Genomic DNA, 13,477 nt, shown 5'->3' with positions numbered 1-13,477 from the left:
GGGGGCAGCGGCCCGCAGGGCCGGGGACGGCGGCTCAGCCGTAGACGATCCGCCGCAGCTGGCGGGCCGACAGCTCCGGCGCCGAGACCCGGCGCTGCGGCAGCTCCTCGGCGAGCCGGGCGAAGATCCGCTCGTTGGTCAGACCGCGTGCCTGGAGCTCGGTGTGGCGGCGGCGCACGTACTCCTCGGTGCTCTCGGAGAAGTACGCCAGCACCTCCGCCACGACCCGCGCCGCCTCCCGGGGCCCGAGCGGGCTGGTCCGGGTGAGGTGGGCGAGGAGGTCTTCGTGGGGGTGGGATGAGCTCGGCACGAGTGAGGAGCCTAGGTCGGGCGGGCCGTCGAAGCCAAGGATCCTGCCCGAAATCGGGCAGACATTACGACTTTCAGACCACACCCACGCCTCCTTCACATTCGGCCGTCGAACGGCCACCTGTTCGCCCCTTTCCCGAAAGCCCCTTGAAGCGGCACCAACTCCGCACGTAGCGTGACCCCCTGAACACGAAGCGGAAGACCGGAGGCTTGCGGATGTGCGGGATCACCGGATGGGTCGCGTTCGAGCGCGACCTCAACGCCGAACGAGGCGTCCTCGACGCGATGACGGCCACCCAGGCCCGCCGCGGTCCGGACGCCGGCGGCGTCCACCTGGAGCCGCACGCCGCGCTCGGCCACCGCCGGCTCGCGGTGATCGACCTCGAAGGCGGCGTCCAACCGATGACGGTCGAGCACGACGGCCGGACGCTGGCCGTACTCACCTACAGCGGCGAGGTCTACAACCACCGCGAACTGCGCGCGGAGCTGGAGGCGGCCGGGCACCGCTTCCGCACCCGCAGCGACACCGAGGTCGTGCTGCGCGCCTACCTGGAGTGGGGCGAGCACCTGGCCGAACGGCTCAACGGCATGTTCGCCTTCGGCGTCTGGGACGTCCGGCGCGAGGAGCTGCTGCTGGTCCGCGACCGAATGGGCGTCAAACCCCTCTTCTACCACCGCACCCCGGACGGCGTGGTCTTCGGCTCCGAGGTCAAGGCGCTGTTCGCACACCCCGCCGTCCGTCCGGTGGTGGGCCTGGACGGGCTGCGCGAACTGCTCGGCTACACCCGCACCCCGGGCGTGACACCGTACCGGGACATCCACGAGGTCCGGCCCGGGCACGTGGTGCGGGTGCGCCGCGAGGGCCTCTCCTTCCGCCGCTACTGGGCGCTGGAGGCGCGCGAGCACCGCGACAGCCTGGAGGCCACCGTCGCCACCGTCCGGGCCCTGCTGGACGACATCGTGCACCGCCAGCTGGAGGCGGACGTCCCGCTCTGCTCGCTGCTCTCCGGCGGCCTGGACTCCAGCGCCGTCACCGCGCTGGCCGCCCGCACGCTGGACGCCGCCGGGGCCGGCCCGGTGCGCTCCTTCTCCGTCGGCTTCGCCGGGCAGAGCGACACCTTCCACGCCAACGACGTCCGGCAGACCCAGGACGGCCCGTTCGCCCGGATGCTCGCCGAGCACGTCGGCGCCGACCACAGCGTCGTCGAGCTGGACGCGGCCGACCTCACGGACCCGTCCCGGCGCTCCGTCGTGCTGCGCGCCCGGGACCTGCCCAACGGCGTCGGCGACATGGACACCTCGCTGCTGCTGCTCTTCCGGGGCGTGCGCCGCCACTCCACCGTCGCGCTGTCCGGCGAGTCCGCGGACGAGCTCTTCGGCGGCTACCGCTGGTTCCACGACCCGGCGGCCATCGCCGTCGAGGACTTCCCCTGGGCCCTCGGCCTGACCGGCATCGCGGGCGGCGGAGCCACCCCGCGCGAGCACCTGCTGGACGCCGACCTGCTCCGCAAGCTCGACCTGGACGGCTACCGCAGGGCCCGCTACCGCGAGGCGGTCGCCGAGGTCCCGCACCTGCCGCAGGCCGATCCGGTGGAGCGGCGGATGCGCGAGATCTCGTACCTCAACCTGACCCGCTTCGTCTGCATCCTGCTCGACCGCAAGGACCGGATGAGCATGGCCAACGGCCTGGAGGTGCGGGTGCCGTTCTGCGACCACCGGCTGGTCCAGTACGTCTTCAACGCCCCGTGGGCGATGAAGTCCTTCGACGGGCGGGAGAAGAGCCTGCTGCGCGCCGCCGTCCGGGACGTGCTGCCGACGGCGGTCGCCGAGCGGGCGAAGAGCCCCTACCCCGTCACCACCGATCCCCACTACCCGGCGAAGCTGCGCGCCGAACTGGCCCGGCTGGCCGTCGAGGGCACCTCTCCGGCCCTGGACCTGCTCGACCGCCGGCGCCTCGCCGACGCGCTCGCCCCGGACACCGACCCGCAGTCCGTCCGGCTGGCCGTCGACCTCGCGCTGGACTTCGACACCTGGCTGAGGGACTACCGGGTGACGCTGGAGCTCTGACCACCGGGCCCGGGGCCGACGGGGAGCAGCCCGGGGGCGGAGCGCGGAGCCCAAGGAGCAGGCGCCGCCACCCGAACGGCGCATGCCTCGGCGTCCGCGCCCCCATACTCCGTCCGGGTGATTGTGCGGAACCATCCCGCCGGGCCCGGAGGTCCCAGGGTGCGATAGCGTCGCCGACACCTCCCGATTGGCGGGCGAAAACGTGGAATACCGCTCACGTGCCGTCAGGATGGGAGCGAAACGTTCACCTCGATCCTCCGGGGGATCCCGTCATGCAGCCGCGAGTCTTCGCGATTCTCACCGCCCTGCTCCTGGGCGTCCTGGGCCTCGGGTCGGTGGCCGTCACCGACTGGTCGCCCGCGGCGGCCACCTCCACCCAGGCCGCCGTCGCCCCCGGGGAGCCCGCCACCGGCGCCCGGCCGGCCACGACCGGCTCCGCCACCCCGACCGGAGACCCGGCGGTGTGGACCCGCTCCACGCTGCGCAACAAGATGATGGCCGAGATGGACGCCACCGACCCCGGCGTCGCCCTGGCCGACCTCGACAAGATCACCAAGGAGAAGCCGTACACCGTGCGCTTCTGCCACCCGATCGCGCACGAGCTCGGCCACGCGGCGGTCAAGCGCTTCAACGCCGACTTCCAGAAGGTCATCTCCTTCCCGCACGAGACCTGCGCGGCCGGCTACCTGCACGGCGCGGTCGAGGAGATGCTCAACGCCTCGACCCAGCCCGAGGTGGACCTGCTCAAGCTCTGCGCGCCCAAGAACAGCGGCCCCTGCATCCACGGCGTCGGCCACGGCACGATGTTCGTCGCCAAGCAGGACGTCGCCAAGGCCCGCGACCTGTGCAACAGGTTCCCCAGCGACCAGAACCGGATCCGCTGCTCCGAGGGCCTGTTCATGCAGCTCTTCGGCCCGGACGAGGAGGACGAGCTGGCCAAGGCCAACCTGCCCGCCGACAAGCTCGCCCAGGACCCGCTCTACCCGTGCAAGGACCAGCCCTCGCTGTTCCAGTCCGCCTGCTTCTTCTACGCCCCGACCTTCTTCCTGTCCTCGCACGACTACCCGAACCACCCCGAGGTCTACGCCGAGGCCCTCAAGTGGTGCCTGAGCGGCAAGGCCAGCGGCGGGGCGGTGGACTGCAGCCGCGGGGTCGGCTCGCGCACCATGAAGTACAACCTGGACCGCGAGGACTGGGCGTCCGAGCAGTGCGCCACCTCCGCCGAGGGCTGGCAGCGCAAGGCCTGTGCCGAGGGCCTGGTCAGCTACTACACCGTCAACTACACCGACGGGGGCGCGGCCGGACGGCTCTGCGCCAAGATCACCAACAAGGAGATGCAGGGCTACTGCCGCTCGGCGAGCGGCCTGTCCAGCTCGCTGGACTGACGCTCCCGGCCCCTCCCCGCCAACCCCGGTCCCGGCACGTGGGCCCGCGCCACACCGCGCGGGCCCACGTGCGTATGATCGCCCGATCATCGCCTGATCAGGGTGCGCCAAGGATGCCGCGCCTGGCCCAGCACCTCCCCGGCCTCCCTGGAGCACGCCATGACCCCCGAGGACACCCCCGGTACCGACTTCCGCGCCGCCGCCCACGCCACCGCGGACCTCGTCTCCGACTACCTCGCCGACCTGCCCGCGCGACCGGTCTGGCAGCCCATGGACGACACCGCCCGCAAGACGCTGCTCGACGCCCCGCTGCCCGCCGAGGGCCGCCCGCTCCACGAGCTGGTCGGCGCCATCGGGCGCGACGTGCTGCCGTACCCGATGGGCAACGGCAACCCCCGCTTCTTCGGCTGGGTGAACTCCGCGCCCGCCCCCGCCGGGGTGCTCGCCACCCTCGCCGCCGCCGCGATGAACCCCAGCTCGGCCGGCGGCGACCACGCCGACGTCCACCTGGAGCGCGCCGTGGTCCGCTGGATAGCCGAGCTGGTCGGCTTCCCGCACCCGGCCGGCGGCGGCCTGCTCACCTCCGGCACCTCGATGGCGACCATCGTCTGCCTCGCCGCCGCCCGCGACCGCGCCGCGCGGCGGGCCGGCCGGGACGTCCGCGAGGAGGGCCTGGCCGGCCTGCCGCCGCTGGTCGGCTACGTCACCGGCGAGACCCACTCCTGCGTCCGCAAGGCCGCCGAGCTGCTCGGCCTCGGCAGCCGGCAGCTGCGCACCGTCGCCACCGGCCCCGAGGGCCGGCTGGACACCGCCGACCTGCGGGCGGCCGTGGAGCGCGACCGCACGGCCGGCCTGCTGCCCTTCCTGGTGGTCGCCTCGGCCGGCACCGTCGGCACCGGCGCGGTGGACGCCTTCGACCCGATCGCCGACCTCTGCGCGGAACAGGGCCTGTGGCTGCACGTGGACGGCGCGTACGGCGCCTTCGGCCGGCTCGACCCGGCCGTGGCCCACCGCTACGCCGGCCTGGAGCGGGCCGACTCGCTCGCCCTCGACCCGCACAAGTGGCTGGGCGTCCCGGTGGACTGCGGCTGCGCGCTGGTCCGCGACGCCGAGGAGCTGCGCGCCACCTTCAGCCTCGTCCCGTCCTACCTGCGCGACGAGGCGGCCGGCGCGCTCGGCTGGTTCTCCGAGTACGGCACCGAGCAGACCCGACCCTTCCGCGCCCTCAAGGTCTGGGCCACCATTGCCCACCGGGGCCGCGCCGGACTCGCCCGCGACATCGCCCGGTGCACCGCGCTGGCCCGCCGCCTCGGCGAACTCGTCGTGGCAGACGAGGAGTTGGAGCTGCTCGCCGAGGTGCAGACATCGATCGTGGCGTTCCGGCACCGCGCCCCGGGCCGGGACGCGGCCGCCCGCGACGCCCTCAACCGCGAGCTCCCGGCCGCCGTCCAGCGGCGCGGCCGGGTCTTCGTCACCGGCGCCCTCCTGGACGGCACCGAGATGCTCCGCGCCTGCCTCCTCAACGCCGCCACCACCGAGGACGACCTCCGCCTCCTGCTCGACGAGGTCAGGGCCGCGGCCGCCGAGCTGCTGCGCTAGGGCGTGGCCCCGGCGGGCCGCCGTTCAGTCCTCGGCCCCGACCTCGACGGCGGCCCGGATGTCCAGCGTGCGCCGGGCCAGCTCCTCGGGCTCGCTCCCGCCCGTCTCGTCGACGACGATGCCGACCGTGCTGCCGTCCGCCCAGGCGCAGGTGGTCTGTGAGGTGGCCGGGTACGCGAGCACTGCGCAGTCCAGCGCGCCGCCGAGCGGGCCGGCCGGGTAGTCCCGGCGCCCGACCACCGAGTCCCCGGACAGGTCCCGCATCGCCAGCCTGCCGAAGTACTTGTCCAGCTCGCGGCGGACGTCCGGGTAACTGCCGGTCAGGCCGACGACGGTCAGCGCGGTCCTGGTCGTCCCGGCCTCGCCGTAGCCCGCCACCGTCAGCTCCCGGTACGGCCGCAGGGCGGTCATCCGGCGCTCGTAGTCGGCGTGCAGGGCCAGGGTGTCGCCGTCGTCCGGGAGCCGCACCTGGTCGCCCAGCCGGTCCCCGAGCACGATCCGGTGCCGCGGCGGGGCGCCCGCCCCGGTCACCGCCGCCACGGTCAGCGCGGTCGCCAGGCCCACCAGGACCACCGCCGCCGCCACCGGCTTCGGGGACACCCGGCGGTACCAGGGCAGGGGAGCCACCGGTTCCAGGGTGTTCGCCCAGATCGCCCGGAGGCCGCCGGGCCGCTCCGGGGACTGCTCGGGTTCCATGCCGCGCGTCTCACTCTCGTATGGCCATGCGCTGGTCGAATTGACGGATGGTATGGCACGACGCCTCGACCACGCACCGGAGTTCCGGCGCCGGCCCCTTCGCCGGGCGGGTCCATGCCGGCCGTAACACGCGCCGGCGGACCTTAACCGGCAGGTGACGGCCGGTTCTCGGCCGGGAAACACCGTTCGGGCACGGTGGAGGCCATGGAGCACCCGAAGCCCTCCCGCCGCCGTGCCCACCAATGGCGCCGCGACGCCGTCGAACTCGCCGCCGTCTTCCTCTCCGTCACCGCCGCCGACCTCGTCGCCAAGCTCGTCGTCGACGGCCCGGACGGACCGGTCGTCCTGGGCACCTCCGCGCTCGCCCTGCTCGCCACCGCGCTGCTGCACAGCTGGTGGTCCCCGCATGCCCCGCCCCCGACGACCCTCTGGCGGGTCCGCACCACGGCGCTCGCGCACACCCCGGCGACCCTCGCCGACCACCGGATCACCCTGCTCTCGCTCCACCCCGAGGAGCTCTTCCTCCGCACCGAGCGCTCGGTGACCCCGACCGCCCTGACGGCGCTGCTGACCACCACCGGCCACACCGTCGAGGGCTGCCCGACCCGGATCGCCTGACCGGCTCGGGCAGCCGCCCCGCCCCGGCGGCAGGGGCCCGAGGGCCGTCCCCGCCGCCGGTGCGGGCCCGGGTCAGCCCCGGTCGGCCGGCCGCACCACGCACACCGCGTTGCCGAGCACGGCGCCGAAGCCGCCGAGCAGCGCGCTGGTGACGGCCTGGCAGGTGGCGGCCTCCTCGGCCGTCGCGGGGCCGTCGGCGACGGCCGGCTGGGCGAGGGCGAGCGGGAGGGCGAGCAGCAGGGCGCAGCAGGCCGCGGCCACTGCGGAGTTCTTGACGGACATCGGGAAGCCCCTTCGGGTCGGATCGGTTCGGCGGAGAGCCGAGCCATCCCTATCCGCAGGGGCTCCCCCGCTCACGGATCCTGGGCCGTCCGTGAGCGTGTCCGCCTCACCGGGCGCCCGTGCCCCGCTCCGCCTCCCGGATCGCGGCGGCCAGCTCGCGCCCTTGGGCCGGCCGGTGCTGCCCGAGGTGTAGATCACGTAGGCCGGCGAATCCGGTTCGACGGGCTCCTCCTCCTCCGCAGCCTCCTCCTCCGGCGGCGGGGCGTCGTCGAGGGTGACGAGCTCGGCCCCGGACGGGACCAGCGCGGCCGGCCGGTCGCGCAGGTGCGCCTGGGTCGGCACGACCCGGGTCCCGCTGTCCTTGACCTGTAAGCGGAGCCGCTCCTGCGGGTACTCGGGCGACAGCGGCGGGTAGGCGGCCCCGGCGTACAGCACGCCCCGGGCCCCGGCGACCAACTCGACGGAGGGCTCGACGTACAGGCCGACGCGGCCGTCCGGAACGGCGCCCAGCGGGCGCAGCCGCGCGGCGAGCCGGCGGGCGGCCGCGGCCGGCTCCCGGAAGGAGAGGCCGCCGCCCTCGCCGAGGACGCCCGGGGCGTCGGGCCGGGTGCGCGCCTGCCGGTCGAGCAGCCCGGTGAGCGCGGTGCCGGCCGGGGCGCGGCGGGCGTGCGGGAGGGCGGGGGTGGTGGTGCCGGGGGCACCGGAGGTGCGGGTGGTGTCGGGGGTAGGGAGGACTGACGGGGTCTTGCGCAGGGGAGAGGCCTCCGGTGCGTGGACGTACGGGCCCGGCCTCCTGCTCGCCAGGAGCGCCGGTGACTCCCCCACCGTCGGCCGCCCGCCGTCCCGGCCGCCCGAGGCACCGGCCGTGACCTGTGCCGGTGCCGTCCCCGGCCGGCCGCGCCGCCGTCCCGGGCCGGGGCCCGTGCTGTCCCACGCCGCCCGGCCGCGCCCCGGGCACTCGGGCGTTCACGATCACGTAACCGAACGGAAGCGCACCGTCGGTAGCGTCGGCGGCATGACGGCATCACGCACTCGCCCCGAACGGCTCTGGCACCGGCCCTTCCGCAGGTCCGACCGCAGGTGCGCGGCGCCCGAGGGCCAGGCCACCCGGCTGCCCGCGCTCACCGGCGGCCCGTACCGCAACGCCCGGCCGCACCCGCCCGCCGCCCGCGGCGCCGACCGGGCCCCGGAGGCCGCGTCCCGGCTGTCCCTGCCGGACGGGACGGCGCTGCTGCTGCGCCCTGCCGGTCCGGCCGACCGGGCGGCGGCGCGGGCGATGCACGACCGCTGCTCCCCCGCCGCGCTGCGGCTGCGCTACCACGGCCCGGTCCGCGACGCCGGCCGCTACCTGGACCACCTGCTGGGCCCCCGGCACGGCCGCAGCTTCGCGGTGGGCGCCCCGGACGGCCGGATCGTCGCGCTCGGGCACCTGATGTGGGACGACGACGAGGCCGAACTGGCCGTCCTGGTCGAGGACGCCTGGCAGCGGCAGGGGCTGGGCCTGGCGCTGCTGCGGCGGCTGTCGGCGACGGCCCGGGCGGCCGGCGTCCGGACGGTGTACGCGGTGACGCAGGGCGGCAACGCCGGGCTGATCGCCGCGATGCGGCGGCTGGAGGCGCCGCTGGACTTCCGGGCCGAGGACGGCACCCTGGTGATCACCGCCACGTTGGCCGCCGAGGATCCGGCCGACTGCGCCCACCGTCCGGTCCGCTGATCATTTCTTCACCAGATCCTTACCCGGGCCGCCAGGGAACCCCGCGGCCCCGGTGGGCGTCGTGAACTGGTGAAGGGTCCGTCCGTACACCGCCCTCCCCCACGGCCCGTCAGCGGCACCCGGGAGCGCGTCGCAGCAGGCGGCACGGGGTCCGGATCGTCCGGCCGGGCGACGGAGTCGGTAGGCTGACCCCCGTCCCCGCCGCCCGACGGCCCGTTATCCGGCCACGGGTGGTGCCGCAGCAAGGAGGAACCACTGAGCATGGCAGGCACCGAATCGGAGCCCACAGGCGCACGCGACGCCTCGCTGCCGGCCCGCGCCAAGATCGCGGTCACCGCCGGCCGGGTCGCCGCCGCCGTGTCGCGCAAGGCCGGGCGCGGGAGCGGCTCGGTGATCGGCGGCAAGGTCGCCCTCAAGCTCGACCCCGACCTCCTCGCCACTCTCGCCGACCACCTCGACGTCGTCCTGGTCAGCGCGACCAACGGCAAGACCACCACCACCCGCCTGATCGCCGAGGCGCTGCGCGCCGCCGGCCCGGTGGTCTCCAACGCCCTGGGCGCCAACATGCCCGCCGGCATCACCTCCGCCCTGGCCGGCGGAACGGACGCCCGCTTCGGCGTGATCGAGGTCGACGAGAAGTACCTGGCGACGGTCGCCCGCGACACCCGCCCCAAGGCGATCGCCCTGCTCAACCTCTCCCGCGACCAGCTCGACCGCGCCGCCGAGACCCGGATGATGGCCGAGAAGTGGCGCGAGGGCCTCCAGAACACCGAGGCCGTGGTCATCGCCAACGCCGACGACCCGCTGGTGACCTGGGCCGCCTCGTCCTGCAAGAAGGTGGTCTGGGTGGCCGCCGGGCAGGCCTGGAAGGAGGACGCCTGGTCCTGCCCCGCCTGCGGCGGCGTGATGCAGCGCCCCGGCGACGACTGGTTCTGCCAGGACTGCGGCTTCCGCCGGCCCAACCCGCACTGGGCGCTGCAGGGCACCCACGTGATCGACCCCCAGCGCGGCGCCTGGCCGATCCAGCTCCAGCTGCCCGGCCGGGCCAACCTGGCCAACGCCACCAGCTCGGCCGCCGTCGCCGCCGTGTTCGGCGTCGCCCCGCAGATCGCCCTGGAGCGGATGCGCTCGGTGGCCGCCGTGGCCGGCCGCTACGACGTGGTCCAGTACCAGGGCCGGGACATCCGCCTGCTGCTGGCCAAGAACCCGGCCGGCTGGCTGGAGACCTTCTCGCTGATCGACGGCCCGCCCGCCCCGGTGATCCTCTCCGTCAACGCCCTCGACGCCGACGGCACCGACACCTCCTGGCTGTGGGACGTCGACTACGAGCGCCTCGCCGGGCACCCGGTGTTCGTGATGGGCCAGCGCAAGCTGGACCTGGCCGTGCGCCTGGAGGTCGCCGGACTCCAGTTCCACGTGGTCGACACGCTGGAGCAGGCCGTCCGGATGGCCCCGCCCGGCCGGATCGAGGCCATCGCCAACTACACCGCCTTCCAGCAGCTGCGGAAGGTCGTGGCCGGCTGATGCCGCGCCCGCACACCAGTCTTTACGTGACGGAAGGCCTTCGAGGATGAGTGAGAGCAGCCTGCGCGTGGTCTGGGTCTACCCGGACCTGCTCAGCACCTACGGCGACCGGGGCAACGCCCTGGTCGTGGAGCGCCGGGCCCGCCAGCGCCACCTCAACGTGACCCGGATCGACGTCCGCTCCGACCAGGCGATCCCCACCAGCGGTGACATCTACCTGATCGGCGGCGGCGAGGACCGCCCGCAGCGCCTGGCCGCCGAGCGGCTGCGCGCCGACAGCGGCCTGGTGCGGGCCGCCGAGAACGGCGCGATCATCTTCGGCGTCTGCGCCGGCTTCCAGATCATGGGCCACGAGTTCATCAACGACCTCGGCGAGCGCGAGCCGGGCCTGGGCCTGCTCGACGTCTGGACCACCCGCGGCGAGGGCGCCCGCTGCGTCGGCGACGTGCTCGCCGACGTGGACCCCCGGCTCGGCCTGCCGCAGCTGACCGGCTTCGAGAACCACCAGGGCGTCACCCACCTCGGCCAGGGCGTGCAGCCCTTCGCCACCGTCAGCGTCGGCCGGGGCAACGGCACCGGCGACGGCACCGAGGGCGCCTGGCGGGACACCGTGTTCGGCACCTACCTGCACGGCCCGGTGCTGGCCCGCAACCCCGCCGTGGCCGACATGCTGCTCAAGCTGGCGCTGGACGTCAACGCCCTGCCGCCGGCCGACACCACCTGGTACGACGCGCTGCGCGCCGAGCGCATCGCGGCCGCGACGCGCCCCCAGTAGTCCGTCCGCACGCCCCGGCCCGGGTGCCCGCCATGCGGTCACCCGGCCCGTCGGCGGCCCGGACGTACCACAATGGGGCTGCCTACTGCACACCCTCCTCGGCAGCAGGCTGCACTTCCGCGCGGGGGCGCCGACGGCGCCGCTCCCGCGTCGGCTCCTGCCCGGCCGGACCAGGGGCCGTATGCTCGACTTCACGGCCGTTTTCGGGCCTTACGCCCGGATCGGCCGGTCCTTCACCCCTCGGCCACCTCCCCGCCACCGCGGTGTGGGAGCGCCCCGTTACGGTGACGGCTCGTCGTCCCAGCCTGTAGTCCGGCCGTTCCTCGGTTCTGCTCGGGAGTTGCAAAGTTCATGCGTATTGGAGTGCTGACCAGCGGCGGTGACTGCCCCGGCCTGAACGCGGTGATCCGGTCCGTGGTCCACCGGGGGGTGGTCGACCACGGCGACGAGATCATCGGGTTCGAGGACGGGTGGCGCGGGTTCCTGGAGGGCCACCACCGCCCCCTGACCCTGGACTCGGTGAGCGGCATCCTGGCCCAGGGCGGCACCATCCTCGGTTCCTCCCGGGTCCAGCCCAGCCACCTGCGGGACGGCGTGGAGCGGGCCAGGAAGTACTGCTCCGACCTCGGCCTGGACGCCGTCATCCCGATCGGCGGCGAGGGCACCCTGAAGGCCGCCAAGCTGATGAGCGACGCGGGCCTGCCGATCGTCGGCGTGCCGAAGACCATCGACAACGACATCGCCGCCACCGACGTGACCTTCGGCTTCGACACCGCCGTCTCGGTGGCCACCGAAGCCCTGGACCGGCTGAAGACCACCGCCGAGTCCCACCAGCGGGTCATGGTCGTCGAGGTCATGGGCCGGCACACCGGCTGGATCGCGCTGAACGCGGGCATGGCGGCGGGCGCGCACGCGATCGTCGTCCCGGAGCGCCCGTTCCACATCGACAAGCTCACCGAGGTCGTCCGCGAGCGCTTCGACCGCCAGAAGAAGTTCGCCATCGTGGTCTGCGCCGAGGGCGCCAAGCCCGAGCCCGGCACCATGCACTGGGAGGAGGGCACCAAGGACATCTACGGCCACGAGCGGTTCACCGGCATCGCCACCCAGCTCTCCCGCGAGCTGGAGCACCGGCTCGGCAAGGAGGCCCGCCCGGTGATCCTCGGCCACACCCAGCGCGGCGGCACCCCGACCGCCTACGACCGGGTGCTCGCCACCCGCTTCGGCTGGCACGCCGTCGAGGCCGTCCACAAGGGCGCCTTCGGGCACATCACCGCGCTGCAGGGCACCAACATCAACCTGGTGCCGCTGGCCGAGGCCGTCGCCGAGCTGAAGACCGTCCCGCAGGACCGCTACCTGGAGGCCGAGACGGTCATCTGACCACCTCCCGCCCCCGGGCCCCCGGAGCGTCGCCGCGACGCTCCGGGGGCCCGCGTCCGTCCCGGGCGGTTCGCCGGTCCGGCGGGCGGCCGTACGCCCCGGCCACTAGCGTGTCCGGCATGGAGATCCTCGCCTACGGGGTGCAGGCCGACGAGCGCCCGCTGCTGGAGCGGGCCTTCACCGGCCGGCACGGGTTGCGCTGCCTGGACGTGTTCCTCAACCGCGACACCGCGCCCCTGGCCGCCGGCTACCCGGCCGTCAGCAGCAGCGTCAACGCGGTCCTGGACGCCGAGACCCTCGCCGTCCTGGCCTCCGGCGGCACCAAGCTGGTCGCCCAGCGCTCCACCGGCTTCAACAACATCGACCTCGACGCCGCCGCCGACCTCGGCCTCACCGTCGCCCGCGTCTCCCACTACAGCCCGTACGCCGTCGCGGAGCACGCCTGGACGCTCGCGCTGGCCGTCAACCGCCGGCTCACCCGCGCGGCCAACCGCTCCCGCGAGTTCGACTTCCGCCTCGACGGCCTGCTCGGCCGCGACATCCACGGCATGACCGTCGGCGTCATCGGCACCGGCAAGATCGGCGAGTGCTTCGCCCGCATCGCGGCCGGCTTCGGCACCGAGCTCCTCGGCTGGGACATCGTGGAGAACCAGGCCTGCCGGGAACTCGGCATGCGCTACACCGAACTGCCCGAACTCCTCACCCACGCCGACCTGGTGAGCCTCCACGTCCCGCTCCTGCCCGCCACCCACCACCTCATCGACGCCGCCGCCCTCGCCCGGATGAAGGACGACGCCATCCTCGTCAACTCCAGCCGCGGCGGCCTCGTCGACAGCGCCGCCCTGGTCGAGACCCTGCGCGCCGGGCGCCTCTCCGGTGTCGGCCTCGACGTCTACGAGGAGGAGACCGGCATCTTCTTCACCGACCGCTCCATCCACGGCATCACCGACGACACCCTCGCCCGCCTCGTCTCCTTCCCCCAGGTCCTCGTCACCAGCCACCAGGCGTACTTCACCCGCACCGCCGTCGGCCAGATCATCGACGCCACCGCCCGCAACATCGACGACCACGCCGCCGGCCGCACCAACGAGAACACCCTCGTGCCGAGGAGCTGACCCGCCGGCGTTGCCG

The 13,477-nt window shown here is 74.4% G+C and carries 12 protein-coding genes; 9 read left to right on the top strand and 3 right to left on the bottom strand.

The features are described from left to right. Window positions 1-34: 34 nt before the first annotated feature. The gene (locus ACH5AR_RS19475) at window positions 35-310 is read right to left on the bottom strand and encodes a hypothetical protein (RefSeq protein WP_359817625.1); all 276 of its coding nucleotides are present in this window, start codon (window positions 308-310) and stop codon (window positions 35-37) included. 215 nt (window positions 311-525) lie between these two features. Between ACH5AR_RS19475 and asnB the strand changes: the two genes are divergently transcribed. From asnB to ACH5AR_RS19460, 3 genes are all read left to right on the top strand, one after another. Continuing rightward, entirely contained in the window at window positions 526-2,376 is a 1,851-nt protein-coding gene (asnB, locus tag ACH5AR_RS19470) for an asparagine synthase (glutamine-hydrolyzing) (RefSeq protein ID WP_396302659.1), read from the top strand. A gap of 272 nt (window positions 2,377-2,648) precedes the next feature. Continuing rightward, a complete protein-coding gene (locus tag ACH5AR_RS19465) occupies window positions 2,649-3,761 on the top strand; it encodes a hypothetical protein (RefSeq protein WP_396302658.1) in 1,113 nt (370 codons plus the stop codon). Between the two features lie 159 nt (window positions 3,762-3,920). Continuing rightward, complete coding sequence (locus tag ACH5AR_RS19460) at window positions 3,921-5,360, top strand: pyridoxal phosphate-dependent decarboxylase family protein (protein ID WP_396302657.1); 1,440 nt, start codon at window positions 3,921-3,923, stop codon at window positions 5,358-5,360. Window positions 5,361-5,384: 24 nt separating this feature from the next. On the opposite strand, the gene ACH5AR_RS19455 is transcribed toward ACH5AR_RS19460, so the two are convergent. After that, on the bottom strand, window positions 5,385-6,056 hold the full coding sequence (locus ACH5AR_RS19455) for a hypothetical protein (protein WP_396302656.1): 672 nt from the start codon (window positions 6,054-6,056) through the stop codon (window positions 5,385-5,387). A gap of 204 nt (window positions 6,057-6,260) precedes the next feature. Between ACH5AR_RS19455 and ACH5AR_RS19450 the strand changes: the two genes are divergently transcribed. Continuing rightward, window positions 6,261-6,674 (top strand): hypothetical protein, encoded by a 414-nt coding sequence (locus tag ACH5AR_RS19450; protein ID WP_396302655.1) that lies wholly within the window; start codon window positions 6,261-6,263, stop codon window positions 6,672-6,674. A 72-nt stretch (window positions 6,675-6,746) separates the two neighbouring features. Here ACH5AR_RS19450 and ACH5AR_RS19445 read toward each other — a convergent pair whose 3' ends face one another. Beyond that, complete coding sequence (locus ACH5AR_RS19445; RefSeq protein ID WP_396302654.1) at window positions 6,747-7,781, bottom strand: AMP-binding protein; 1,035 nt, start codon at window positions 7,779-7,781, stop codon at window positions 6,747-6,749. Between the two features lie 190 nt (window positions 7,782-7,971). On the opposite strand from ACH5AR_RS19445, the gene ACH5AR_RS19440 reads away from it, so the two are divergent. From ACH5AR_RS19440 to ACH5AR_RS19420, 5 genes are all read left to right on the top strand, one after another. Then, entirely contained in the window at window positions 7,972-8,670 is a 699-nt protein-coding gene (locus ACH5AR_RS19440; RefSeq protein WP_396302653.1) for a GNAT family N-acetyltransferase, read from the top strand. Window positions 8,671-8,931: 261 nt separating this feature from the next. Further along, complete coding sequence (locus ACH5AR_RS19435) at window positions 8,932-10,194, top strand: MurT ligase domain-containing protein (protein WP_396302652.1); 1,263 nt, start codon at window positions 8,932-8,934, stop codon at window positions 10,192-10,194. Between the two features lie 46 nt (window positions 10,195-10,240). Continuing rightward, window positions 10,241-10,969: a type 1 glutamine amidotransferase gene (locus ACH5AR_RS19430; protein ID WP_396302651.1), complete on the top strand. Its 729-nt coding sequence runs from the start codon at window positions 10,241-10,243 to the stop codon at window positions 10,967-10,969. Between the two features lie 351 nt (window positions 10,970-11,320). Beyond that, window positions 11,321-12,346 carry a 6-phosphofructokinase gene (locus ACH5AR_RS19425; RefSeq protein WP_392876160.1) on the top strand — a complete coding sequence of 342 codons (1,026 nt, stop codon included), beginning with the start codon at window positions 11,321-11,323 and terminating at the stop codon, window positions 12,344-12,346. A 119-nt stretch (window positions 12,347-12,465) separates the two neighbouring features. After that, a complete protein-coding gene (locus ACH5AR_RS19420; protein ID WP_396302650.1) occupies window positions 12,466-13,461 on the top strand; it encodes a 2-hydroxyacid dehydrogenase in 996 nt (331 codons plus the stop codon). The last annotated feature ends 16 nt before the right edge of the window (window positions 13,462-13,477 follow it).

The sequence above is a fragment of the Kitasatospora sp. NPDC018619 genome, from assembly GCF_044391605.1.
In the GTDB taxonomy this organism is placed as follows: domain Bacteria; phylum Actinomycetota; class Actinomycetes; order Streptomycetales; family Streptomycetaceae; genus Kitasatospora.
This window is presented reverse-complemented; position numbering and strand designations above follow the sequence as displayed.

Excerpts from the sequence above, each read along its gene's own strand:
- asnB (WP_396302659.1), top strand. The coding sequence starts at position 526 with ATGTGCGGGATCACCGGATGGGTCGCGTTCGAGCGCGACCTCAACGCC.
- ACH5AR_RS19465 (WP_396302658.1), top strand. The coding sequence starts at position 2,649 with ATGCAGCCGCGAGTCTTCGCGATTCTCACCGCCCTGCTCCTGGGCGTC.
- ACH5AR_RS19460 (WP_396302657.1), top strand. The coding sequence starts at position 3,921 with ATGACCCCCGAGGACACCCCCGGTACCGACTTCCGCGCCGCCGCCCAC.
- ACH5AR_RS19455 (WP_396302656.1), bottom strand. The coding sequence starts at position 6,056 with ATGGAACCCGAGCAGTCCCCGGAGCGGCCCGGCGGCCTCCGGGCGATC.
- ACH5AR_RS19450 (WP_396302655.1), top strand. The coding sequence starts at position 6,261 with ATGGAGCACCCGAAGCCCTCCCGCCGCCGTGCCCACCAATGGCGCCGC.
- ACH5AR_RS19440 (WP_396302653.1), top strand. The coding sequence starts at position 7,972 with ATGACGGCATCACGCACTCGCCCCGAACGGCTCTGGCACCGGCCCTTC.
- ACH5AR_RS19435 (WP_396302652.1), top strand. The coding sequence starts at position 8,932 with ATGGCAGGCACCGAATCGGAGCCCACAGGCGCACGCGACGCCTCGCTG.
- ACH5AR_RS19430 (WP_396302651.1), top strand. The coding sequence starts at position 10,241 with ATGAGTGAGAGCAGCCTGCGCGTGGTCTGGGTCTACCCGGACCTGCTC.
- ACH5AR_RS19425 (WP_392876160.1), top strand. The coding sequence starts at position 11,321 with ATGCGTATTGGAGTGCTGACCAGCGGCGGTGACTGCCCCGGCCTGAAC.
- ACH5AR_RS19420 (WP_396302650.1), top strand. The coding sequence starts at position 12,466 with ATGGAGATCCTCGCCTACGGGGTGCAGGCCGACGAGCGCCCGCTGCTG.